Consider the following 23,598-nt stretch of genomic DNA (forward strand, 5'->3'; position numbering starts at 1 on the left):
GTGCCCACCGCCCCCGTCCTGCCCGACCCGCCGGCCGCGGTCGTCGACCTCGACCTGGCCCACCCCTCCGAGCTGAGGGTCCCCGGCGGCGCGGCGGCCCCGCCGCCCGCGGGCGGCCCGGTGCTCGCCCTTGTCCGGCGGCACGGCCACCCCCTCGGTCTCGTCACGACGACGGCCGCCCCCGGCGACACCCCCGGCCTGCGCGCCGCTCTGCTCGCCGCCGGCACCGGACTCGGCGCCACCCCCGTATCCGCGCCGCCCACTGCCGCCCCGCTCCCGACGCTCAGCGTCATCGTCTGCACCCGCGACCGCACCGAACTGCTGCCGCGCTGCCTGGACGCGCTGCTGCGGGCCGCACCCGCCGACGCCGAGCTGCTGCTGGTCGACAACGCCCCCACCGACCTCACCACCCACGACCTGGTCCGCGACCGCTACGGCGACCGGATCCGCTACCTGCGCGAACCGGTGCCCGGCCTCGCGCGGGCCCGCAACACCGGCGTCGCCGCCGCGACCGGCGAGGTGTGCGCCTTCACCGACGACGACGCCCTGCCCGACGCCGGATGGCTGCGCGCCCTGCTGGAGGCCTTCCGTGCCGACCCCCGGATCGGCTGCGTCACCGGCCTGGTGCTGCCCGCCGAGCTGGACACGCCCGCCCAGGTGGCCTTCGAGCGCCACTGCGGCTTCACCCGCGGCTTCGCCCCGCGCACCTGGTCGATCGCCGACCAGGGCGACGACCCGCCCGTCCCCTTCACCGTCAGCCGCTTCGGCACCGGCGCCAACATGGCCTTCCGCACCGACGTCCTGCGCACCATCGGCGGCTTCGACCGGGCCACCGGCGCCGGCACCCCGACCCGCGGCGGCGAGGACCTGCTGGCCTTCCTCGGCGTGCTCACCGCCGGGCGGCTGGTCGCCTACGCGCCCGACGCACTGGTCTGGCACCGCCACCGCCGCACCCCCTCGGCCCTCCGCGCCCAGGTGTACGGCTACGGCGTCGGCTACGGCGCCTACCTCGCCGCCGCCGTCCTCCGGCGACCGGCCCTGCTGGCCGACCTCGTCCGCGGCCTGCCGAAGGCGCTCCCGAGCGCCCCCGGCCGGCGCCCCGGCGCGGTCTCCCCGCGCGAACTCGTCCGGCTGCAGCGCTGCGGGCTGCTCGTCGGGCCGCTCGTCTACCTCGTCAGCCGCGGACGCCAGCGCACCATGCCGACCGGAGCCCGGCCGTGATCCCCGAACTCACCTCCCGCCGCACGGCAGCCGCCCGCCCGTGCTCGTGCCCGCTGCCGCTGCCCTGCGAGTGCTCCTACACCGCTCTGCTGCGCGCCCGCATCCGTGCGGTGGCCCGCCGGACGGCCGGTGAACCGCTGCTGCGCAACGGGCACATCCTGGCCGCCAGCGCCGTGCTCTCGGCCGGGCTGGGCTCGCTGTTCTGGATCTTCGCGACCCGCTGGTACAGCGCCGAGACCGTCGGCACCAGCTACGCGGCGCTCTCCGTCGCAGCCCTGATGTCCGGGATCGGCCGTTTCAACCTCGGCGAGGTCCTCGTCAGGTTCGTTCCCCGGGCCGGCCGCCACACCGGACGGTTCGTGCTGCGCTGCTACGCCGTCGCGGGCGTGTTCAGCGCACTGGCGGCCGGCACCTTCCTGCTGCTGATCCCGATCGTCGCCCCCAGCCTGGACTTCCTGCGCTCGCCGCTGCTCGCCGCCGCCTTCGTCGTCGCAGCCGCCGGCTACTCCATCTTCGACCTGCAGGACGGCGCGCTCACCGGCCTGCGCCGCACCGGCTGGGTGCTCGGCGAGAACACGATCTTCGCCGCCGCGAAGGTCGGCGCCCTCGCCGTCTGCTCCGCCCTCGCGATCGGTACGGGCATCCTCACCTCCTGGGCCGTCGCCCTGCTGCTCGCCGTCGCCACCGCCAATTTCGTGCTCTTCCGCCACGCGATCCCGGCCCATCAGCGGGCCGACCGCGAGGGCGTCCCGATGCCCCGCCGGGTGATGCGCTACACCGGCGCCGACTACGTGGGCAAACTCGCCAGCATCGCCACCTACACCGTCCTGCCGCTGATGGTGCTCGCCCAGCTCGGTGCCGCCCAGAACGCCTACTACTCGCTGGCCTGGATCATCGCCGACACCTTCGACATCGCGGTCTTCAGCATGGGCGCCTCCCTCGTCGTCGAGGGGGCCCACGCGCCCGAGCGGCTCCCCGAGCTCGCCGGGCGGATGCTCCGCCACGCGGGCCTGCTGGTGCTCGCCGCCACCGCCGTCGTGGTCGCCGCCGCACCGTGGATCCTGGGCCTGTTCGGACCCGAGTACGCCCACTACGGCACCCCCGCCCTGCGGCTGATGGCGCTCGCCTCGCTGCCCACCGTGCTGATCACCGTCGCGATCGACGTCGCCCGGGTGCGCCGCCGCCTGCGCCGGCTGATCGTCATCCAGTTCGCCCACTGCGTTCTGGTGGTCGGCCTGACCGCCCTCCTGCTGCCGCGGCACGGACTGACCGGCGTCGGCCTGGCCTGGCTGATCGCCTGCTGCGCCGTCGCAGTGCCGTTGCTGCTGACTCTGCCACGCTGGATGAGGAGCCCCGAAGGGAGTCGGGCATGAACACTGTGCCGGACACGCACACCAGTCTGTCGGTCGTCATCTGCGCCTACACCCTGGACCGCTGGGACGACCTGTGCGCCGCCGTGGACTCCGTCCGCGGGCAGCACCGGCCACCGGAGGAACTCGTCCTGGTCGTCGACCACTGCCCCGAACTCGCCCGCCGTGCCGAGCAGCACTGGCCCGGCGTCCGGGTCGTCCGCAACGAGCAGCGACGCGGCCTGTCCGGGGCACGGAACACCGGCGTCCGGGCGGTCCGGGGCGACGTGGTCGCCTTCCTCGACGACGACGCGGTCGCCGCACCCGACTGGGCCGACCGGCTGCTCGCCGGCTACCGCGACCCCGCGGTGCTCGGCGTCGGCGGCCTCGTCCGCCCCCGCTGGGAGACCGGCCGGCCCGGATGGTTCCCCGGCGAGTTCGACTGGGTGGTCGGCTGCTCCTACCGCGGCCTGCCCGAGCGGCCCGCGATGATCCGGAACTTCACCGGCGCCAACATGTCCTTCCGGCGGGTCGAGGCGGTCGCCGCCGGCGGCTTCCGGCTCGACCTCGGACGGATCGGCACCCGGCCGGTCGGCTGCGAGGAGACCGAGTTCTGCCTGCGGCTGGCCGCCCGCCACCCGCAGGCGCAGCTGCGCTACGACCCGGCGGCCGTCGTCCACCACCACGTGCCGCCGGCCCGCGCCACCTGGGCGTACTTCCGGGCCCGCTGCTACGCCGAGGGCCGCTCCAAGGCCGTCGTCGCCCGGCACACCGGACCGCGCCCCGCGCTCGCCTCCGAGCGTCGCTACCTGCGGCACACCCTGCCCGCGGCCGTGCTGCGCAGCCTGCGCCGGGCCGACCTCCGCTCCGCGGGCGCACTCTGCGCCGGCGCGGGAATCACCCTGCTGGGCTACACCGTGGGCCGCGCCGCCGCGCTGCTGTCCCGGTCGTCCGTGCCCGCCCTCCGGCCGGCAAGGAGTCCGCGATGAGAGCCGTCCCCGTCTTCCTCTACCACTCCGTGTCGGACGACCCGCCGGACTGGCTGGCGCCCTACACGGTCTCCCCGAAGACGTTCCGGGAGCAGCTCGACCGGATCGCGGACGCCGGCCTGACCGTCGTCCCGCTGCGCCGGCTGGTCAGCGCTCTGCACGGCGGCCCGCCGCCGCCTCCGAACGCCGCCGTGCTCACCTTCGACGACGGCTTCGCCGACTTCTACTGGACGGTCGCCCCGATCCTCACCGAGCGCGGCCTCCCCGCCACCCTCTATGTGACGGTCGGCGCGATCCACCCGCCCGGCGGACGGCCCACCGGCAGCCTGCTGCCCGACTGGCGGGTGCTCAACTGGCGCCAGGTGGGCACCCTGGACGCGGTCGGCGTGGAGATCGGCGGCCACTCCCAGACCCATGCCCAGCTCGACACCGTCTACGGACAGCGCCGCACCGACGAGATCGTCGGCAGCAAGAAGCGGCTGGAGGACGCGGTGGGACATCCGGTCACCGCCTTCGCCTACCCGCACGGCTACTCCAGCCCCGCCGTCCGCCGCCAGGTCCGCGCCGCCGGCTGGACGTCCGCCACGGCCGTGGAGAACAAGTTCAGCTCCGCGACCGACGACCCGATGCGGATCTGCCGACTGATGGTCCGCAGCGACACCCCGCAGAACGTCTTCGACGACTGGACGGCCGGCCGGGGCAGCCGCATCGGCCCCGTCCGGGAGAGCCTCTACACCCGCGGCTGGCGGACCTACCGCCGGTTCACCCGCTTCATCGGCGCACCGGTCGGCGGCCCCCCCAAGGACTGACCGCCCGCCGTGCCCGCCCCATCCCGCGACACGCCACTGCCCCGAGAGGGCCCACCGATGGTCGACCAACAGATCGCAGACGTGACCGGTCCGCCGGTGCAGCGCCGCCCGCCCGCAGTGCTGCTGGCCCGCGCGCTCGGCGGACGCGGCCCGGCCGCCTGGCTCGCCGTCGGCGCCCTGCCCACCGCCCTGGCGCTCTGGGTGCTCGCCCTGCGCGGCGCCCGCCTCGACCGGATGGGCGACCTCGGCCTGCTCCAGGTCCTGCCCCCGACCTACTGGGCCGGGTTCGTCGTCCTGCTCGCCGGCTTCCTCGCGGTGCTCTACCGGCCACGCATCCCGCAGGGCTGGTGCGCCGCCTACGTCGTCGCACTGATCATGATGATCCACGCCACCCCGAGCGTGCTCTACCCGACGCTGCGCTACGCGTGGGCGTGGAAGCACATCGCGGTGGTCGACGCCATGCTCCGGCACAACGGCACCGTGCCGAACGCCGGCGGGCTGGAGATCTACAACGAGTGGCCGGGCTTCTTCCAGCTCAACGTGCTCTTCCTGCGGGCCACCGGTCTGCACTCCGCACTCGGCTACGCCTCCTGGTACCCGGTGCTCGCCAACCTGATGCTGCTCGGCCCGCTGCTGCTGCTCTACCGCGCGCTCACGGACAGCCGCCGGCTGGTCTGGGGCGGGGTCTGGCTCTTCTACTCCGTCTCCTGGGTCGGCCAGGACTACTTCTCGCCGCAGGCGTTCGCCTTCCTGCTGTACGTGCTGCTGCTCGCGCTGGTGCTCGGCCGGCTGGCGGCCGCCCGCCGCGCCGCCGAGGCCGCGGCCGAAGGGCCGCCCGCAGCCACCGCGCTCTCCGCCCGGACCCCCTGGCTGGGCTGGTTCGCCGTGGTCGTGGTGGTCCTCGCCGGCATCGTCGTCTCGCACCCGCTGACCCCGGTCATGACGATCAGCGTCCTCGCCCTGCTGAGCCTGCCCCGCCGCAACCGGCGGACCGTCATGCCGGTGCTGGGCGCAGCCGTCGCGATGACCTTCGCCTGGGACTACACGGTCGCCCACACGTACCTCGCGCAGAACGCCAACCAGCTGATCGCCGGCCTCAGCGCCACCAACAACAACGTCCGCCCGCCGGGGCAACTGAGACTCGGCACCATCGCGTCCGACCAGGCGATGGTCTCCCGGCTCTCCCTCGGCATGTGCGCGGTGCTCGGGCTGCTCGCCGTCGTCGCGCTGGTCTCACAGCGCTGGATCCGCCGCACCGGCCTGATCGCCGTGCTGTTCGGCCCGCTGCCGCTCCTGCTCGGCAACAGCTACGGCGGCGAGATGATCCTGCGCGCGTACCTCTTCGTCCTCCCGGCGACGGCCTTCCTGGCCGGCACGGTCGTCCTGCGCAGCGGACGCAGGCCCGTCCTGCACCGCGCCCTCGCCGCCGTCGCGGCGGCCGCGCTCGCCATCGGCATGTTCGGCAACTACTACAGCAAGGAGGCGATGAACTACTTCAGCCCGGGGGAGGTCGCGGCACTCCAACGGGTCACCGTGGACGCCCCGGCCGGCACCCGCATCGTCTCCGTCACCGGTGACCTCCCCGGCGGCGAGATGAACTACGAGGACCGCACCCGCACGGCGCTCAGCCAGTTCCCGGAGGCCTACCTGCGCAGCATGCTGGCCGACCCGCTGCCGGTGCTGCGGCAGCAGCTGACCACCCCTGTGGTAGCCGGCCCGTCCTATCTGGTGCTCACCCGTGCCCAGGCCGCGGCCCTCCGCCTGACGGGCGTGCTGCCCGAGGACACCGTCCGGAGACTGGCCGACCTCGCGGCCGGCTCCCCGGAGTTCCGCGCCGTCTACACGGGCCCCGACGCCGTGGTCTACCAGTACGTCGCGCCCTCCGCCGACGGACCCAAGGAGGTCGCCCCGGCCGGGGGACCGGTGGACCAGCCCCAGCAGAACGGGAGGCAACCGTGACTGCCGACCGGTCCCTGCGGATCGCGCCCGCCCTGCTCGCCTGGGCCGCCGTCGCCGCCACCGCGTTGCCCGCCGGCCCAGTGCGGGTCGGCACCACGGCGGTCGCCCTGCTGGTGGTCCCGGGCACGGCGCTGGTCCTGCGCTGCCGCTGGCCCGCCCGCAGCCGGCACACGCCGGCGGCGGCCGTCGTCCCCGCGATCGCGTGCAGCGCCTCCCTCGCGGCGGTGACCGCCGCCCCCCTGCTGCTCACCCACACGTTCACCGCTCGCCGGGCCCTGCTGGTGCTGGCGGTGCTCACCACCCTGCTGGTGCTGCCGTATCCGAGCCGCCGGCCGCCGCCCGACCCGGCGACCCGCTCGACCCGGGAGGGGCCGCCGTCACCCGGTCGGCTCGACCGCTCGGCACTGCGGGCCGGCGCCCTGGCCGCGGCCTGCGTGCTGGCCGGCGCCACCGCCTGCAGCGACCCGATCGCGCTCACCTCCCCGGCGTCGCAGGCGCAGGCGGCCGGGCCGAGCACCCAGGAGGCGACCGCCCCGCCGACACCGCCCGGGCCCTGGCGTCCGGTCTTCCACGACGACTTCACCGGCTCCCGCCTGAACACCGCGGACTGGGCCACCTGCTACGACTGGAACGACCACGGGTGCACCAACGCCGGCAACCACGAACTGCAGTGGTACCTGCCCGGCCAGGTCTCCGTCGCCGACGGGGACCTCACCCTCACCGCCGACCGCCGGACGACCAAGGGCACCGACGGGAAGACCTACCCGTGGACCTCCGGCATGGTCAGCACCGGCCGCGACCACTGGGACGGCGCGCCGCGGCACACCTTCACCTACGGCTGGTTCGCGGCCGCCCTCAAGGTACCCGCAGCGGCCGAGGGCATGTTCCCGGCGTTCTGGCTGATCCCGGCCGACACCCGCGGCACCCCGCCCGAGATCGACATCGCGGAGTTCATCAACACCTCCGCGCGCGTGGACTCCAACCTGCACTGGCGGGCCGCCGACGGCAGCGACACCCACATCGGCAACCGCTACGGCCCGGCCGACTTCGCCGGGGGGTACCACGTCTTCGCCGTCGACTGGCAGCCCGACTCGGTCACCTGGTACGTCGACGGCGTCCAGCGCTTCCAGGTCACCGAACCCGCGGCGATCCCGCACGTGCCGATGGAACTCGTGCTCAACCTGGCGGTCGGCTTCCAGACCGCACCGCCGCCCGGTACCGACTCGGCCGCACTCAAGGTCGGCTGGGTCGCCGTCTGGCAGCGCTGAACCGTCCGAGGAGGTGGACACCGATGCAGGCCCACGGACCCGAACTGGACCGCGAGGTCCCCGTGTTGCTGGTCAAGGTCGGGCGGTACCCCGACGCCTACGGCGCCACCGGCGCCGCCCGCTCGCTCGGCCGGGCCGGCGTCCCGGTGTACGCCCTGGTCGAGGACCGGCTCACCCCGACGGCCGTCTCGCGCTACGTGCGCCGGGCCTTCGTCCGACCGAGCACCGGCCGCGAGCCCGCCGAGGTGCTGGTCGCCGCCCTGCTGACGGCCGGCCGGGCGATCGGCCGGCCGACGATCCCGGTGCCCACCGACGACGAGGCGGCCGTGCTGCTCGCCGAGCACCAGGAGGAACTGGCGCCGCACTTCCTGCTGCCGCCCGTCCCGGCCGGGCTGCCGCGCCGCCTCGCGGACAAGGGGGCCCTGGGTGAGCTCTGCCGCCGGTACGGCGTGGCCACACCCCGCGCCTGCACCCCCGCCGACCGCGCCGAACTGCTCGCGACGGCCCGCAGGTGGGGGTACCCGGTCGTGCTGAAGAACCTCGCCCCGTTCACCCGGCTCGCCAGTCCGGCGGTCAGCCACACCACGGTCGTCCCCGACGAGGCGGCGCTGACGGCCGCCTGCCCGCCGGACGGCCCGCTGTCGGTCCTGCTCCAGGAATACGTCCCGCAGACCGCCGCCGAGGACTGGATCACCCACCTGTGCTGCGGCCCGGGCGGCAAGCCGCTGGTGGTCTTCACCGGCGTCAAGGACCGCTCCTGGCCGCCCGAGACCGGCGTGACGACCCGCGGCCACACCCGCCGAAACCCCGAACTCGCCGCCATCGCAGGCGACTTCTGCCGAGCCATCGGATACTGCGGCACGGCCGACCTGGACTGGCGCTACGACCGCCGCACCGGCCGCTACAACCTGGTGGACTTCAACCCCCGCAACGGCGCCCAGTTCCGCCTCTTCGAGACCGTGGACGGGGTGGACGTCGTCCGGGCCCTGCACCTGTCGCTGACCGGCCGGACCGTCCCCGCCGGGCCGCAACTCCCGCGCCGCTTCAGGATGGGCCGCCTCGACACCCTGTCGGCCGCCGCCAGTGCCTGGACGGACCGCCGCCGCCCGTGGGGCCTGTGGCCCGAACCCAACACCGAGCACGCCTGGTTCGCCGCCGACGACCCGGCACCCGCGGCGATGGCCGTCCTGCGCTTCGGCCTCCCCGCCCCGTACCGCCTCCTGCGCTCCGCACTCCGCTCATGACGCGGATACGGGCCGGCCGGAGGAGCCGGCTCACCGGCCCCTGGGAGTGCCGTCCCGTCAGACCCGGACGATGGGTGGAAATCATGAAGGACCTCCTGACCGCCGCCGATCGCGCCCGGGTCCCGACCGGGGCGTCCGCAGGCGGAGGACGGCGGGCGTGATGCCGGTGTCCGCCTTCCGCTCGACCGCGCCCGCACGGCGGTGCTCCTGCCCGCCGACGCTGCCCTGCCGGTGTTCGCGCCTCGCCCGTCTGAGGGCCAGGATCGGGGGCGCCCGGGGCTCAGGCACCGCCGAACCGCTGATCCGCAACGGCCATCTGCTGGCCGGCAGCGCGGTGCTCGCGGCGGTGCTCGGCGCGGTCTTCTGGGTCCTCGCCACCCGGTGGTACAGCGTCGGCACCGTCGGCCGCAGCTCGGCCGTGCTCTCGGTGGCCGGGCTGCTGTCCGGGCTCGGCCGGCTCAACCTCGGCGACGTCCTCGTCCGGTTCGTCCCGGTGGCCGGGCGCCACACCCGCTGGCTGGTGCTGCGCTGCTACGGCGTCAGCGCGGGGGTCTCGGGCCTGGCGGCGGTCGGCTTCCTGGTGCTGATCCCGTGGATCTCGCCCGAACTCGGCTTCCTGCGCAGCCCGGTGCTGATCGGCTCCTTCGTCGTGGCCACGGCCGGTTACTCGATCTTCGTGCTCCAGGACGGCGCGCTCACCGGCCTGCGCCGGCCCGGCTGGGTCATGGGCGAGAACGCGCTGTTCAACGTGGTCAAGGCCGGCCTCCTGGCGGGCTGCGCCGTGCTGGCGATCGGCACCGGCATCCTGCTGTCCTGGTCGATCGCCCTGATCGTCTCGATCGCCGTGACCAACGTCGTGCTGTTCCGCCGGGCCATCCCGGCCCACCAGCGGGCCGACACCGCCGGCGCCCCCCGACCGCAGCGGGTGCTGCGCTACGCCACCGCCGACTACGTGGGCAAGGTCGCGGGCGTGACCACCGGCACCGTCGTCCCGCTGATCGTGCTCGACCGGCTGGGGGCCGAGCAGAACGCCTACTACTCGCTGGCGTACATCATCGCCAGCACCTTCTACGTGGCGGTGGCGAGCATGGGCGGCTCGCTGGTCGTGGAGGGCGCGCGCCACCCCGAGCGGCTCGCCGAGCACGGACGCCGGATGCTGCGCCACGCCGGCCTGCTGGTGGCCGCCGCGACCGCGGTGGTGGTGGCAGCGGCACCGTGGCTGCTCCTCCCGTTCGGCGCGGCCTACTCGGCGCAGGGCACCACCGTGCTCCGCCTGATGGCCCTGTCCGCCCTGCCCAATGTGCTGCTCGGCATCGCCATCGAGGTGGCCCGGGTCCGTCGCGACCTGAGACGGCTGGTCGTCCTCCAGGTCACCTTCTCCGTCCTGGTCATCGCGCTCGTCGTCGGGCTGCTGCCCCCGCTCGGTCTGACCGGGGTCGGCCTGGCCTGGCTGATCTCCGCCTGCGCACTGGCCGTGCCACTGCTGGTGGGGCTGCCGCGATGGCTGCCCGCGCCACGAACACAAGGGAGTCCGGCATGAGTGCCTCACGCGAGATCCTGCCCGATCTCGACCGCCGGGTGCCGGTGGTGATGGTCCGGATCGGCCGTTACCCGTTCTCCCACAGCCCGATCGCGGCCGTCCGCTCCTTCGGACGGCTCGGCGTTCCGGTGTACGCCGTGGTCGAGGGCCGGCACACTCCGACCGCCGTGTCGCGCTACCTCCGGGGCGTGTACGTCCGGTCGACCACCGGCGGCGAACCGGTCGAGCACCTGGTCGACATGGTCCGCTCGGTCGGCCGGCAGGTGGGCCGCCGAAGCGTCGCGGTGGCCACCGACGACGAGTCGGCGGTGCTGCTCGCCGAGCACGCCGAGGAACTCTCCCCGTACTTCCTGCTCCCCCCGGTCCCCGCGGACCTGCCCCGGCGGCTCGCCGACAAGGGCGCGTTGTACCGCATCTGCCAGGAGCACGACGTCCCCGCGCCGCGCACCACCACGCCCGCGGACCGCGGGGAACTCGTGGCGGTCGGGCGGGACCTGGGATACCCGCTGGTCCTGAAGAACCTCGCGCCGTTCTCCCGGCTGGCCGAGCCCGTGGTCGGCAACAGCACGGTGGTGCGGGACGAGGCGGAACTGCTGGCCCTCGTCCCGTCGGACGGGCCGCTCTCGGTGCTCGCCCAGGAGTACCTGCCGTCGGCGTGCGCGGAGGACTGGTTCACCCATCTCTGCTGCGGACCCGGCGGCGAGCCGCTGGCCGTCTTCACCGGTCTGAAGGAACGCGGCTGGCCGCCCGGCGGCGGCTTCACCACCCTGGCGCGTTCGGTCGACAACCCGGAACTCGCCGACCTCGCGGCCGGGCTGTGCAAGAAGGTGGGCTTCAGCGGCATCGCCGACCTGGACTGGCGGCTCGACCTGCGCGACGGCAGGTACAAGCTGGTGGACTTCAACCCCCGGCAGGGGGCCCAGTTCCGCCTCTTCGAGACGGCGGACGGCGTGGACGTGGTGCGCGCCCTGCACCTCTCGCTCACCGGGCGCCCCGTCCCGCAGGGTCCGCAACTGCCCCGGAACTTCCGGGCGGGCCGGACGGACCTGCTGTCCGCGCTCGCCGCCGCCCGGTCCGAACGCCGGCCGCCGCGCGACCTCCTGCCGCGCCGGGCGACCGAACGGGCCTGGATCTGCCGTGACGACGTCCTGCCCGTCGTCGTCGAACTCGCCAGGACCGCGAGGACCGCCCCCCGGGCGTTCGCCCGCCGGCTGCACCGCGGTTGAGCCACAGCCCACCGCAGTCGGCCGCTGCGTCGAATCTACGCAGCCGTGCTGCGGGTGGTGATGCGGCGAGCGATCCGCCGGGCGGCGAAGCGCGTCCCGAAGACGAACCGCATCACCGGCCCGAAGGTGTCCGCCGCCGCCAGCCCGGTGAAGTACAGGCCCGGTACGGAGGATTCGAGGCCCGGGTCCAGCCGCGGCGCGCCCGCGTCCGTGCGGCGGATCGCCCGGCGCAGCCCCTCGTCGAGGACGGCGAGCCGTGCCACGTCGGCCCGGTAGCCCGTGGCGGCCAGCACGTGGTCGGCCTCCAGCAGTTCCGTCGGCCCTTCGAGGCTCAGCCGGACGGTGCCGTCCACCGCCTCCGCCGCCGCCAGCGGATGGCCCGTGAGCACCGGGAAGAGGCCGTCCACCCGCTCCTCCAGCCACCACGCGCCGGCCGGGCCGAGCACCTTGCGCACCCGGACGGCCCGCGCCTCGTCCGGCAGGAACCGGAACAGCCAGGGGATGTCGGCGTAGGCGCGCATGCCCCACCCCGGGCCGAGACCGCTCGACGGGCGGGTCATCCGCGCGGTGAGCGGGCGGCTGGCCGGCAGGTCGGCGTCCGGCGGATCGCCGTAGATCACCCGCGGGCCGCGGACCACCACGGTGGGGAAGGCCCCGGCCTCGTGCAGCAGGGCGGCGCTCTCCAGCGCCGACTGTCCGGCGCCCACCACGGCCACCCGCTGCCCGGCGAACTTCCCCAGGTCGGCGTGCTCGCTGGTGTGCGAGCACAGGTCCGTCCCGGCGAGCGCGGCGAGTTCGGGCGGCAGGTACGCGAAGGGCCGCAGACCGGTGGACACCACCACCGAGCGGGCCGTCACCGACTCGCCGCCCTCCAGGGTCACCCGGAACCCGCCCGGTGCGCCCTCGACCCGCGCGACCTGCGTCCGTTCCAGCTCGGGCACCCGCTCGCGCTGGAACCACTCGCCGTACTCGACGAACTCGTCCAGCGGGATCGGGTAGGTGTCGCCGACCGTGCCGCGGCCGGCGCGGTGGCGGTAGTCGTTGAAGCCGTAACGGCCCGAGGGGTCGGAGATGCAGGACGCCCGTGGTGTCGACTTCAGGAACATCCCCGCGGGCATGCCCTCGCGCCAGCCCGCCATCGGCTCCCCGAACGCCCGGAAGGCCACACCGGCGCCCCGCAGGTGCGCCGCTGCCGCCAGCCCGTACGGGCCTGCTCCGATCACGACGGCCTCGGGCTCGACCGTTCCCCGTCCCTGCATGAGTGGCCACCTCCGGCGTCGAACAACCCCCGTCCCAGGATGCGACCGTGTCACCCGGTCGGCACCCCGGCCGGGTCAGAACCGCTGTGCCCGCGCGACCTTGGCGCTGGCCGCCGCGACCTTCTGGTCACCGTGCGCCAGCACCGTGCGGCGCTCGCCCGGTGCGACGTTCGAGGTGCCGACCACGACCGTCTCCACGGTGGCGCCCGAGGAGTCCAGGAAGTCCACCTGGACGGCGTAGCTCGCCGGCTGGGAGGTCGAGTTGGTGATCGTGACGGTGGCCGCGGGGAAGCCGTCCGTGGCGGTGGTGGGCACCCCGGTCAGCACCACGTCGCCGATCGCGTTGCCGGTGCCGGCGACCCCGCTCAGGGCGGCGCTGGCGCTCTGCCGGGCCTGCGAGATCTGTGCGGAGACCGAGGACTCGAAGGCGGCCGCCCGGGACTCCACCGAGGCCGCCGCGGCCGAGGCGGAAGCGGCCCGGGCGAGGGCCGCCTCGGAGATCAGCGCCGCCGCGCTCGACGCGGCCGCCGAGGCGTCCTCGCCGGTCAGCTCCGAGGCCTCGGCGGCGGCCGAGGCGGCGTGCCGGGAGGCCTCCGCGGCGGCCGACACGACCGCCGGGCTGATCCCGCCCACCGTCTTCTCCGAGCTGCTGCACGCGGCGGCCAGGGCCGTCAGCGCGGCCGCCGCGGCGAGGATCGCGCCGGCCCGGGCGGTCGGCCCGGTGAGGGGGCGCAGGCGGGAGTGCGGGGACATGGCGGCTCCTGGATCGCTCGGCCGGGGGTGCACAACTCCTTCAGCCTCCGCCGCGCCGCGGCCCGCCGCGCGCAGGGCTGCGCCGCCCGGGTCGTCTTCAACGGCGCACGGGTATCCGTGAGGGGCGCGGGGAACTGCGCGACCCGGATGCGGATCGCCGTGCGGATCCGGGCTCGGCCCATGTCGCTACGGTGCCCGCCCCCGGACTGCGCGGTTCCCCGCGCACCTGAATCAACCACCCGATTGCCCGAGGCAGGCGCTAGTAGCGCAGCACCGCGGCGATCCGGTCGTGCGCGGTGAGGTCGTCGTCGGGGACGAAGACCACCTCGGCGCCCTTGTCCAGCGCGGCCTCCACGAGCTCGTCGACGATGTCCTCGCGGACGCCCTCCTCCCAGCCGCCGGGCCGGTCGTCGTCGGCCGGGGCGAGGTGGCCGTCGGCGAGCCGCATCGTCCGCTGGAAGTGCTCCTCGACGGCGACCATCTCGACGCGTCCCTCGCAGACGGCCTCCCAGACCTCGTCCAGGCCGGCGGCGAAGGCCTTGCGGCTGCGTGCGGAGTCCAGCGCGGTGCTCACCCGGTCCGACTCGTGCGAGGCGAACTGGGCCATCGCCGGGGCGAGTTCCTGCAGCAGGACGCGGTCGGGGCCGTCCGTGAGGCCGCCCTTGAGCACGGTCGCGACGGCCGCGCCCGCGGCGGTGCCGACCTCCTGCAGGGCGGACACCGCCTGTGGCAGGCCGATCAGGAACAGCGGCCGGCGGTCCGCGGCGAGGACGGCGCCGAGCGCGGTGTCCACCGAGCGCAGGAACCGCCGGGTCTCCTCGTCGCTGAAGGTGCTGGGCTGGCCGCCGGTGCGCTCCTCGCGCTGGACGTCCCAGTCCACGCCCTCCGCCTCCATCGGGAAGCCGTCCGCCTCGTGCTCGTGCAGCACGAGGCCCGCGCCGCCCCACAGGGTGGCCCGGTCGGCGGCGACCGCCATGACCCAGTACGGGCGCTCCTGGGCCTTCGCGGCGACCAGGTTGCGGGTCAGGAAGGTGTCGCTGAGCACGACCCGCTCGGGCACCTCGCGCGGCAGGCTCCACACCTGGTGCTCGTCGGTGGTCGCGTACACCACCAGCCCGTCCAGCGAGTGCCGCAGGTCCACTTCGGCGACCGCCTGTTCGAGCTGCTTGTGCAGGTCGATGCGGTCCTGCCGGGAGGCCTCCGGATCGGCGTCGATCCGCCGCTCGGCCTCGGCGAGGAGGTTCCTCAGCCGCACCGCGTCCTGCGCGTTGTCCGGCTCGCGGCGGTGCGTCGGCATGGTCAGCGAGACGGCCGGGTAGGGCCGGGGGCTGCGCAGTTCGCGCAGGGTGTCGGAGGTGAGGGAGTCGGTTTCCACGGGCGCTCTCCCGGGGTCGGTCCGCGCCGGGCGGGCCCGGCGGGGCCGCGGGGCGGGGTGGAGCGACGGATGGCGCGGCCCACCGACCGACGCTTCCACGCGCTCCCCGGCGCCGCGCGCGCCCTGCGCCGATCGGGTGAACCCCGGTCAGGCGCCCAGCGACAGGAACTCGATGCCGTGGCCGAGGGTGCGCGCGGTGCCGTCCGCCTTGGTGCGCAGGTAGCGGACGTTGCTCTCGGACAGGTGGACGCCGGTCGGCACCCGCTCGGCCACCGTGATGCCGAGCCGGGACAGCTGGCCGGCCTTGTCGGGGTTGTTGCTCAGCAGCCGGATGCCGCTCGCGCCGAGCGTGGTGAGCATCTGGGCGGCGGCGGTGTAGTCGCGGCCGTCCTCGGGCAGCCCGAGCGCGGTGTTCGCCTCGTAGGTGTCCAGCCCGGCGTCCTGCAGCGCGTAGGCGTCGAGCTTGTTGTAGAGGCCGATGCCGCGGCCCTCCTGGCGGAGGTACAGCAGGTAGCCACCGGCCTCGGCGATCCGCTCCGCGGACTCGCGCAGCTGCGGGCCGCAGTCGCAGCGGGCGGAGCCGAAGACGTCGCCGGTGAGGCACTCGGAGTGCAGCCGCACCAGCGGGGTCCCGCCGACCTCGCCGAGGGCGAGCGCGAGGTGCTCGGCGCCGTCCGCCAGGCCGTGGAAGGTGAAGACCTCGGCCTCGACCCGGAAGCCGTCCGGGAAGGCCAGCGGGATGCGCACCCGGGAACGCACGGTGGCGGGGCCGGGCAGCGGCGTCCGGGCGGTGTCGGTCTGCGGCATGGCCGGGCCTCCGAGGTGGTGTGGTTCAGATGTGGTTCACATTCGAACCGGTCGGTCAGGGTCAGACCGTACCTTGTGGTTCCAATTTGAACAACTGTCGTTGCGTCACGCACAACACCTCCCGTTCGGCCCACCATTCCCGGCCGTCCCGGCCTCGTGCCCAGCAAGCTGGGCGGAAGGAAGTCGCCGACCCCGAGGGAGCAGCATGTCCAAGGCGTTCGGATACCGGGCGTTCGGAGGCCCGGAGCACCAGGAGTTCCTGGACCGCCCCGTGCCCGTCCCCGGGCCGGACCGGCTGCAGATCGCCGTCCGCGCGGCCGGGGTCAACCCGATCGACTGGAAGATCCGCAACGGCTGGCTCGGCACCGACCGCCCGCTGCCCGCCGTCCTCGGCGTCGAGGCCGCCGGTGTGGTCGAGGCCGTCGGGCCGGGCGTCGAGGGCTTCGCCGTCGGCGACGAGGTCTTCGGCGTCACGGTGGCCGGCGGCTACGCCGAACACGCCCTGCTGGACGCCGCCGTCAGCGCCCGCAAGCCCGCCGGGGTCCCCTTCGCCACGGCGGCCGCGCTTCCCGTCGCGGGCGCCGCCGCCTGGGACGCCGTCGAGCAGCTCGCCCTGGAGCCGGGGCGCACCCTGCTCGTCCTCGGCGTCGCCGGCGGCGTCGGCAGCGCCGCCGCCCAGATCGCCCGCGCCCGCGGCGTCAAGGTGGTCGGCACCGCCGCCGACCGCAACCGCGACTGGGTCGCCTCCTTCGGCGCCACCCAGGTCCGGTACGGCGAAGGGGTGGCCGACCGGATCAGGGCCGCAGCCCCGGACGGGGTCGACGGACTCCTCGACCTGATCGGCGGCGAGGACCTGCGGGAGGCCGCCGCCGTGCTCGCCGACCGCACCCGGCTGGTGTCCACCGCCGACCCCGACACCGCCGCCGCGCTCGGCGGCAGCGCCGTCTGCCGCAACCCCGGCCGGGAGGCGCTCGCCGCACTGGCCGCACTCGTCGCGGCCGGCGGCCTCGACCCGCGGATCACCGCGACCTACCCCCTCGACCGGGCTCCCGAGGCACTCGCCGAGGTCGAGTCCGGACACGCCCGCGGCAAACTCGTCCTGGTGGTGGAGTGACATGAGAATCGACAGACCCGCGCTCGGAGCCCCCTGCTGGGTGGAGATCTCCACCACCGACCCGGAGGGCTCCAAGGCCTTCTACCGCGAGACGTTCGGCTGGCGCACCGAGGTCGACCCGAACCCGGAGGCCGGCGGCTACACGCTGATGATGCTCGGCACCGACCCGGTCGCCGGCCTCGGCCCCGTCCAGCGCTCCGGGCAGCCCACCAGCTGGACGATCTCCTTCGCCGTCGACGACGCCGACGCCGCCGCCACCGCCGTCCGGGGCGCCGGCGGCCGGCTGGTGACGGAACCCGCCGACGTCCTCGACCTCGGCCGCTTCTCCGTCGCCGCCGACCCGTCCGGCGCGGTGTTCGCGCTCTGGCAGGCCCGCGGCTTCACCGGCACCCCGCTGATCGACGAGCCCGGCGCGCTCGGCTGGGTCGAACTCGCCACCCGGGACACCGCCGGCGCCAAGGAGTTCTACCCGAGGGTCTTCGGCTGGAGCGTCACCGTCGGCGAGATGTACACCCAGTGGGGCCTGCCCGGCCGGGAGTTCGGCGGCATGGCCGACATGGCCGACCAGTTCCCCGCCGACGTCGGCCCGTACTGGATGCCGTACTTCGCGGTCGCCGACGTGGACACCACCACCGAACGCGCCGCCGTCCTCGGCGCCACCGTCGCGCTGCCGCCCACCGACGTGCCGGACGGGCCGCGGCTCGCCGTCCTGCACGACCCGCAGGGTGCGATCTTCGGCATCCACGTCGCGGGCGGCGGCTCCGGGCAGTGACGGCGGCGGGGAGAGCCCGCCGGCTCAGGCCCGGCCGCGGGCCGCCGGCCGGCCGGCCTCCTGCTGCGCCCCGTCCGCCGGGCCCGCGGCCGGGGCGCCCGCCGACCGGCGGCCGCGGCGCACCGCCACCACGGCACCGGACACCGCGGTCACCGCCACCGCCCCCAGCGGCACCCAGTCACCCAGCCGGTCGTACCAGGTCAGCGCGGACGGCTCCGCCAGCGGCACCCGCACCACCAGCGCCCCCGACCCGTCCGTGCCGAGCCGGGCCAGCCGCCGGCCCTGCCGGTCGTACGCCACCGACTCGCCCGTCAGCGCGGCCTGCACCACCGGCCGGCCGGTCTCCGCCGCCCGGATCGCGCCCAGCGAGGCGTGCTGCTCCGGCGCCCACGTCCGCTGGAAGGTCGAGGTGGCCGACTGGTAGACGATCAGCGGCGCGCCGTCCCGGGCCGCCGATCGCGACATGTCCGGGAAGGCCGACTCGAAGCAGATCAGCGCACCGACCGGCATCGGGGAGCCGGCCCGGTCGGTCGCCGGCAGCAGCCGGAACGCCGCACCCGGCGCCCGGTTCTCGCCCGCGGCCCTGCTCACCCCCGCGATCCAGCCCAGCGCCGAGCGGAACGGGATGTACTCGCCGAACGGCACCAGCCGGATCTTGCGGTAGCGGGCCGCCACGCCGTCCGGGGTCACCAGCACGGCGTCCTTGGAGATCCGCCCGTCCGCCTTGCGCGCGTCCTCGCCGACCAGCAGCTGTGCACCGGTCGCCGCCGACAGTGACCGCAGACCGGCCAGCACGGCGGCCTCCCGGTCCAGGTCGGCCGTGGTGCTGGACTCGCCCCACACCACCAGGTCCACCGGCCGGCCCGCCAGACCGCGGGTGATCCGGGTGCTCGCCGCCAGCCGCGAGGCGTCGTCGGGCGTCTGCCCGGGCTGCACCAGCGCCACCGTCGCGCTGCCGCCCTGCGGGAGCGGCGGCAGCAGCGCGAACAGCACCGGCCCGGCCGCCAGGCACCCCGCGACCACGGCCGCCGGCAGCACCCGCAGCGGACCCGCCACCAGCACCACCACCGCGGTGTTGCAGGCCACCACCACGGCACTGACCAGCCACACCCCGCCCACCGACGCCAGCGCCAGCACCGCTGGATGCTCCCACTGGCTCGCCCCGAGCAGCGCCCACGGACCGCCCAGCGCGTGCCACGACCGGGCGAACTCGCAGGCCACCCAGACCGACGGCACCACCACCAGCGCGGCCGCCGCCCGCCGCGGCCCGACCCGGCCGTGCAGCAGCCGGTGCACCGCGAAGCCGAACGCCGCCTGCAGCGCCCCGAACACCACCGCCAGCGGCAGCAGCGCCGGCCCGATCGACGGCACCAGCCAGTACATCGCGACCAGGATGAACCCGGCCCCGAACCACCAGCCCCGCACCGCGGCCTCGCGTCCGCCCGGGGCCGCCCGCATCAGCAGCATCCCGGGCACCAGCGCCACCCACGCCAGCCAGGCCTGGCCGGCGCCGGGGAACGCCAGCACCGGCAGCCCGCCGGCCGCGAGGGAGTACCACCGGGCGGGCTGCGACAACGCCGTGCGCAACGTCATGCGGAGATCGTATGCACCCGAGGCGCGGATCGAACGCAACCGGCGCCACCCGAATGGCGGCGCACGGGGAGGTGCCCCCGCGCGCCGCGGTGCGGCCGGCTCAGCTCTCGGCCTCCAGGTCGCCCTCGGTCTCCAGGTAGGCCGCGCGGAGTTCGTCGAGCAGGCGCTCGTCGGGCTCCGCCCACAGGCCGCGGTCGGCGGCCTCCAGCAGCCTCTCGCTGATGCCGTGCAGCGCCCACGGGTTGGCCTCGGAGAGGAACTCCCGGTTGACCGGGTCGAGGACGTACTCCTCGGTCAGCTTCTCGTACATCCAGTCGGCGACCACCCCGGTGGTGGCGTCGTAGCCGAACAGGTAGTCGACGGTGGCGGCCATCTCGAAGGCGCCCTTGTAGCCGTGCCGTCGCATCGCCTCCATCCACCGCGGGTTGACCACCCGGGCGCGGAAGACCCGGGCCGCCTCCTCGGTGAGCGTCCGGGTGCGGACGGTCTCCGGCCGGGTCGAGTCGCCGATGTACGCCGCGGGGTTCTTGCCGGTCAGCGCCCGGACGGTGGCGACCATGCCGCCGTGGTACTGGAAGTAGTCGTCCGAGTCGGCGATGTCGTGCTCGCGGGTGTCGGTGTTCTTGGCGGCGACGGTGATCCGCCGGTAGGCGCTCTCCATCTCCTCCCGCGCCGGGCGGCCGTCGAGGTCGCGGCCGTAGGCGTAGCCGCCCCACACCGTGTACACCTCGGCGAGGTCGGCGTCGGTGCGCCAGTCCCGGCTGTCGATCAGCTGCAGCAGACCGGCGCCGTAGGTGCCCGGGCGGGAGCCGAACACCCGGACGGTGGCCCGCCGTTCGTCGCCGTGCTCGGCGAGGTCGGCCTGCACGTGGGCGCGGACGAAGTTGTCGGCGTCCGCCTCCTCCTGCCGGGCCGCGAGCCGCACCGCGTCGTCGAGCAGGGCGACCACGTGCGGGAAGGCGTCCCGGAAGAAGCCGGAGATCCGCAGCGTGACGTCGATCCGGGGGCGGCCGAGCTCCTCCAGCCCGATCGCCTCCAGGCCGGTGACGCGGCGCGAGGCGTCGTCCCAGACCGGGCGGACGCCGAGCAGCGCGAACGCCTCGGCGATGTCGTCGCCGGCGGTGCGCATCGCGCTGGTGCCCCACAGCGAGAGGCCGACCGAGGGCGGGCAGGCGCCGTCGTTGTCGGCGCGGTACCGCTCGACCAGCGAGGCGGCGAGCGCCTGGCCGGTCTCCCAGGCGAGCCGGCTCGGGATCGCCTTGGGGTCGACGGAGTAGAAGTTGCGGCCGGTCGGCAGCACGTTGACCAGACCGCGCAGCGGCGAGCCGGACGGGCCGGCCGGGACGAAGCCGCCGTTCAGCGCGTGCAGCACGGCGTCCAGCTCGTCGGTGGTCGCGGTCAGCCGCGGCACCACCTGGGTGGCGGCGAAGTCGAGCACCTCGCGGACGGCGTCCGGGTGCCCGGCGGTGACCTTCTCGACCGCCTCCGGGGCCCAGTCCCCGGCCTCCATCGCCTCGACCAGGGCGCGGGCCTGCGCCTCGGCGGCGTCGGTGGCGCCGAGGGTGAGCGCGGCCTCGTCCAGGCCGAGCGCCTCGCGCAGACCGGGCAGCGCGCTGACGCCGCCCCAGATCTGCCGGGCGCGCAGGATGGCGAGCACGATGTTGACCCGGTCGGTGCCGGCCGGGGCCTGGCCGAGGACGTGCAGGCCGTCGCGGATCTGGGCGTCCTTGACCTCGCACAGCCAGCCGTCGACGTGCAGCAGGAAGTCGTCGAAGCCGTCGTCCTCGGGCCGCTCGTCCAGGCCGAGGTCGTGGTCGAGCCGGGCGGCCTGGATCAGCGTCCAGATCTGGGCGCGGATCGCCGGCAGCTTCGCCGGGTCCATCGCGGCGATCGTCGAGTACTCGTCGAGCAGCTGCTCCAGGCGCGCGATGTCGCCGTACGAGTCGGCGCGGGCCATCGGCGGGACGAGGTGGTCGACCAGGGTGGCGTGGGCGCGGCGCTTGGCCTGGGTGCCCTCGCCCGGATCGTTGACCAGGAAGGGGTAGATCAGCGGCAGGTCGCCGAGGACGGCGTCCGGGCCGCACTCGGCGGACAGCGCGGCCGTCTTGCCGGGCAGCCACTCCAGGTTGCCGTGCTTGCCGAGGTGGATCACGGCGTGCGCGCCGAAGCCGCCGTCCTCCTGGGCGGCGGCGATCCAGCGGTACGCGGCCAGGTAGTGGTGGCTGGGCGGCAGGTCCGGGTCGTGGTAGATCGCGACCGGGTTCTCGCCGAAGCCGCGCGGCGGCTGGATGAGGACGAGCAGGTTCCCGGAGCGGATCGCGGCGAGCACGATGTCGCCGTCCGGGTTCTGCGAGCGGTCCACGTACAGCTCGCCGGGGGCCGGGCCCCAGTGCTCCTCGACCTGCTCGCGCAGACCCTGCGGCAGGGCGGCGTACCAGCGGCGGTAGTCGGCGGCGGGGATGCGGACGGGGTTGCGGGCGAGCTGGTCCTCGGTCAGCCAGTCCTGGTCGTAGCCGCCGGCCGCGATCAGCGCGTGGATCAGCTCGTCGCCCTCGTGCGAGGTGGAGGTCGTGTCCAGGCCCGGCAGGTCGGTGCCCAGGTCCATGCCCTCCTCGCGGAGGCGGTGCAGCAGGCGCACCGCGCTGGCCGGGGTGTCCAGGCCGACCGCGTTGCCGACCCGGGCGTGCTTGGTCGGGTACGCGGAGAGCACCAGGGCGAGACGGCGCTCGGCCGCCGGGGTGTGGCGCAGCCGGGCGTGCCGGACGGCGATGCCGGCGACCCGGGCGGAGCGCTCGGCGTCGGCGCGGTAGACGGTGAGGCCGTCCTCGTCCAGCTCCTTGAAGGAGAACGGCACGGTGATCAGACGGCCGTCGAACTCCGGGACGGCGACCTGGGTGGCGGTGTCCAGCGGGGAGAGGCCGTCGTCGCTCTCCTCCCACTGCGAGCGCGACCAGGTCAGGCACAGGGCCTGCAGGATCGGCCGGTCGAGGGCGGCGAGCGCGCCCGCGTCCCAGGCCTCCTCGTCGCCGCCGGCCTGCGCGTCGGCGGGCCGGGTGCCGCCCGCGGCGAGCACGGTGGTGACGATGGCGTCGGCCCGGCCGAGTTCGGCGAGCAGCTCCGGCTCGGCGCCGCGCAGCGAGGAGCAGTACAGCGGCAGCGCGCGGGCGCCCTCGTCCTCGATCGCGCTGCACAGCGTCTCGACGAAGGCGGTGTTCCCGCTCATGTGGTGGGCGCGGTAGTAGAGCACGGCGACCAGCGGGCCGTCCGAGGTGCGGGCCTGACGCTCCAGCGGGCCCCAGGCCGGGGCGGAGGCGGGCGGGGCGAAGCCGTGGCCGGTGAGCAGCACGGTGTCGGAGAGGAAGGCGCCGAGCTCGGCGAGGTTGGTCGGGCCGCCGTGCGCGAGGTAGGCGTGCGCCTCGGCGGCGATGCCGGCCGGGACGGTGGAGAGCTCCATCAGCTGGGCGTCCGGGGCCTGCTCGCCCGTCAGCACGACGACCGGGCGGGGCCCGGCGAGCAGCGCGTCCAGGCCGTCCTCCCAGGCGCGGCGGCCGCCGAGCAGGCGGACGACGACCAGGTCGGTGCCCTCGACCAGGGCGGGCAGCTCCTCGGCGGACAGCCGGGCCGGGTTGCCGAGCCGGTAGCGGACGGGGCCCTGCGAGGCGCGGGCGCTCAGCAGGTCGGTGTCGGAGGTCGACAGCAGCAGGATCATGCGGAGGGCCTCCCGGCCTGGTCGGTGTTCCACGGCGTGCGGCGGCGCACCGGGGCCGGGTGCGGCAGCCGGGTGCGCGGGGCGGAGCGGGGTGCGGTGCGAGGGCCTGTCTTCAAGGGCGCTCGGGCCGTCGTTCCAGGGGGCGTGTGGGGGCACCTCCCGGCCGAAGGCCGGGGGAGAACTGCGCAATCCGGATGCGGCCCACCGTGCAGACCACGGCTCGGCCCGTGCCGTCGTGACACCCGCCCCGGATCGCGCAGTTCCCCGCGCCCCTTGTGGTGCACCCGTGACCGTTGAAGACGCGCCCCGGGGGTGCGGCGGACCGCCGCCGGGGTCCCCGGGACGGCGGGCGACGGCTCGGCGCGTCCGGGCGGGACGGCGGAGCCGGGCATGCGGCAGCGCACAGGTCGGGCCTTCCTCGGGGTCCGCGCCCCGGGCTGGTGGAGGACGGCGGGAGTTCCTGGCTCCACGGCGGCTGAGCCGTGGTTACAGTGGCGGGACCGCACCGGATTTGCACCGGTTTCCTCCGCTTGCCGTCGCTGGCGTCGGACGGCCCGCACGGACCGTCCGGCAGCATCGTACGGGGTGGCGGACGGCCGCGGGACTGCGCG

General features: G+C 75.2%; 17 protein-coding genes and 1 riboswitch. Of the genes, 11 read left to right on the forward strand and 6 right to left on the reverse strand.

Annotated elements, in window-relative coordinates:
• The 9 genes from AB0442_RS11950 (at position 1) to AB0442_RS11990 (ending at position 11,605) form a co-directional block, all read left to right on the forward strand.
• Entirely contained in the window at positions 1-1,221 is a 1,221-nt protein-coding gene (locus AB0442_RS11950; RefSeq protein WP_366162370.1) for a glycosyltransferase, read from the forward strand.
• Positions 1,218-2,594, forward strand: a complete 1,377-nt coding sequence (locus AB0442_RS11955) for a hypothetical protein (RefSeq protein WP_366162371.1) — start codon at positions 1,218-1,220, stop codon at positions 2,592-2,594. The genes AB0442_RS11950 and AB0442_RS11955 overlap by 4 nt, the downstream gene beginning before the upstream one ends.
• The gene (locus tag AB0442_RS11960) at positions 2,591-3,559 is read left to right on the forward strand and encodes a glycosyltransferase family 2 protein (RefSeq protein ID WP_366162372.1); all 969 of its coding nucleotides are present in this window, start codon (positions 2,591-2,593) and stop codon (positions 3,557-3,559) included. The genes AB0442_RS11955 and AB0442_RS11960 overlap by 4 nt, the downstream gene beginning before the upstream one ends.
• A complete protein-coding gene (locus AB0442_RS11965) occupies positions 3,556-4,368 on the forward strand; it encodes a polysaccharide deacetylase family protein (RefSeq protein WP_366162373.1) in 813 nt (270 codons plus the stop codon). The genes AB0442_RS11960 and AB0442_RS11965 overlap by 4 nt, the downstream gene beginning before the upstream one ends.
• Positions 4,369-4,425: 57 nt before the next feature.
• The gene (locus tag AB0442_RS11970) at positions 4,426-6,327 is read left to right on the forward strand and encodes a glycosyltransferase (protein ID WP_366162374.1); all 1,902 of its coding nucleotides are present in this window, start codon (positions 4,426-4,428) and stop codon (positions 6,325-6,327) included.
• Positions 6,324-7,595: a glycoside hydrolase family 16 protein gene (locus AB0442_RS11975; RefSeq protein WP_366162375.1), complete on the forward strand. Its 1,272-nt coding sequence runs from the start codon at positions 6,324-6,326 to the stop codon at positions 7,593-7,595. The genes AB0442_RS11970 and AB0442_RS11975 overlap by 4 nt, the downstream gene beginning before the upstream one ends.
• 23 nt (positions 7,596-7,618) lie before the next feature.
• Positions 7,619-8,839: an ATP-grasp domain-containing protein gene (locus tag AB0442_RS11980; protein ID WP_366162376.1), complete on the forward strand. Its 1,221-nt coding sequence runs from the start codon at positions 7,619-7,621 to the stop codon at positions 8,837-8,839.
• Positions 8,840-8,996: 157 nt separating this feature from the next.
• On the forward strand, positions 8,997-10,379 hold the full coding sequence (locus AB0442_RS11985) for a hypothetical protein (RefSeq protein WP_366162378.1): 1,383 nt from the start codon (positions 8,997-8,999) through the stop codon (positions 10,377-10,379).
• Positions 10,376-11,605 (forward strand): ATP-grasp domain-containing protein, encoded by a 1,230-nt coding sequence (locus AB0442_RS11990; protein ID WP_366162380.1) that lies wholly within the window; start codon positions 10,376-10,378, stop codon positions 11,603-11,605. The genes AB0442_RS11985 and AB0442_RS11990 overlap by 4 nt, the downstream gene beginning before the upstream one ends.
• A gap of 35 nt (positions 11,606-11,640) precedes the next feature.
• Here AB0442_RS11990 and AB0442_RS11995 read toward each other — a convergent pair whose 3' ends face one another.
• The 4 genes from AB0442_RS11995 to ribA form a co-directional block, all read right to left on the reverse strand.
• A complete protein-coding gene (locus AB0442_RS11995; protein ID WP_366162382.1) occupies positions 11,641-12,864 on the reverse strand; it encodes an NAD(P)-binding domain-containing protein in 1,224 nt (407 codons plus the stop codon).
• A gap of 75 nt (positions 12,865-12,939) precedes the next feature.
• Positions 12,940-13,617 (reverse strand): FxLYD domain-containing protein, encoded by a 678-nt coding sequence (locus AB0442_RS12000; RefSeq protein ID WP_366162383.1) that lies wholly within the window; start codon positions 13,615-13,617, stop codon positions 12,940-12,942.
• Positions 13,618-13,876: 259 nt separating this feature from the next.
• Positions 13,877-14,992: a chemotaxis protein gene (locus AB0442_RS12005; protein ID WP_366162384.1), complete on the reverse strand. Its 1,116-nt coding sequence runs from the start codon at positions 14,990-14,992 to the stop codon at positions 13,877-13,879.
• A gap of 147 nt (positions 14,993-15,139) precedes the next feature.
• A complete protein-coding gene (gene ribA / locus AB0442_RS12010) occupies positions 15,140-15,799 on the reverse strand; it encodes a GTP cyclohydrolase II (protein ID WP_363541143.1) in 660 nt (219 codons plus the stop codon).
• A 205-nt stretch (positions 15,800-16,004) separates the two neighbouring features.
• Between ribA and AB0442_RS12015 the strand changes: the two genes are divergently transcribed.
• Together AB0442_RS12015 and AB0442_RS12020 are read left to right on the forward strand one after the other, a co-directional pair.
• Complete coding sequence (locus tag AB0442_RS12015; RefSeq protein WP_366162386.1) at positions 16,005-16,913, forward strand: NADP-dependent oxidoreductase; 909 nt, start codon at positions 16,005-16,007, stop codon at positions 16,911-16,913.
• 1 nt (position 16,914) lies between these two features.
• On the forward strand, positions 16,915-17,685 hold the full coding sequence (locus AB0442_RS12020; RefSeq protein ID WP_366162388.1) for a VOC family protein: 771 nt from the start codon (positions 16,915-16,917) through the stop codon (positions 17,683-17,685).
• 24 nt (positions 17,686-17,709) lie between these two features.
• Here AB0442_RS12020 and lnt read toward each other — a convergent pair whose 3' ends face one another.
• Both lnt and cobN read right to left on the reverse strand, forming a co-directional pair.
• A complete protein-coding gene (lnt, locus tag AB0442_RS12025; protein ID WP_366162389.1) occupies positions 17,710-19,278 on the reverse strand; it encodes an apolipoprotein N-acyltransferase in 1,569 nt (522 codons plus the stop codon).
• Between the two features lie 100 nt (positions 19,279-19,378).
• Positions 19,379-22,987, reverse strand: coding sequence for a cobaltochelatase subunit CobN (gene cobN, locus AB0442_RS12030; protein WP_366162390.1), 3,609 nt, complete (start codon positions 22,985-22,987; stop codon positions 19,379-19,381).
• A gap of 431 nt (positions 22,988-23,418) precedes the next feature.
• A riboswitch (cobalamin riboswitch) is annotated at positions 23,419-23,570 on the reverse strand.
• Between the last annotated feature and the right edge of the window lie 28 nt (positions 23,571-23,598).

Origin of the sequence: Kitasatospora sp. NPDC085895 (genome assembly GCF_040702125.1) — a bacterium.
Taxonomy (GTDB): Bacteria; Actinomycetota; Actinomycetes; order Streptomycetales; family Streptomycetaceae; genus Kitasatospora; species Kitasatospora arboriphila.

What these genes read in the sequence shown, in the direction of transcription:
- AB0442_RS11960 (WP_366162372.1), top strand. Translation starts at nt 2,591, where the DNA reads ATGAACACTGTGCCGGACACGCACACCAGTCTGTCGGTCGTCATCTGC.
- AB0442_RS11965 (WP_366162373.1), top strand. Translation starts at nt 3,556, where the DNA reads ATGAGAGCCGTCCCCGTCTTCCTCTACCACTCCGTGTCGGACGACCCG.
- AB0442_RS11970 (WP_366162374.1), top strand. Translation starts at nt 4,426, where the DNA reads ATGGTCGACCAACAGATCGCAGACGTGACCGGTCCGCCGGTGCAGCGC.
- AB0442_RS11980 (WP_366162376.1), top strand. Translation starts at nt 7,619, where the DNA reads ATGCAGGCCCACGGACCCGAACTGGACCGCGAGGTCCCCGTGTTGCTG.
- AB0442_RS11990 (WP_366162380.1), top strand. Translation starts at nt 10,376, where the DNA reads ATGAGTGCCTCACGCGAGATCCTGCCCGATCTCGACCGCCGGGTGCCG.
- AB0442_RS11995 (WP_366162382.1), bottom strand. Translation starts at nt 12,864, where the DNA reads ATGCAGGGACGGGGAACGGTCGAGCCCGAGGCCGTCGTGATCGGAGCA.
- AB0442_RS12000 (WP_366162383.1), bottom strand. Translation starts at nt 13,617, where the DNA reads ATGTCCCCGCACTCCCGCCTGCGCCCCCTCACCGGGCCGACCGCCCGG.
- ribA (WP_363541143.1), bottom strand. Translation starts at nt 15,799, where the DNA reads ATGCCGCAGACCGACACCGCCCGGACGCCGCTGCCCGGCCCCGCCACC.
- AB0442_RS12015 (WP_366162386.1), top strand. Translation starts at nt 16,005, where the DNA reads ATGTCCAAGGCGTTCGGATACCGGGCGTTCGGAGGCCCGGAGCACCAG.
- AB0442_RS12020 (WP_366162388.1), top strand. Translation starts at nt 16,915, where the DNA reads ATGAGAATCGACAGACCCGCGCTCGGAGCCCCCTGCTGGGTGGAGATC.
- lnt (WP_366162389.1), bottom strand. Translation starts at nt 19,278, where the DNA reads ATGACGTTGCGCACGGCGTTGTCGCAGCCCGCCCGGTGGTACTCCCTC.
- cobN (WP_366162390.1), bottom strand. Translation starts at nt 22,987, where the DNA reads ATGATCCTGCTGCTGTCGACCTCCGACACCGACCTGCTGAGCGCCCGC.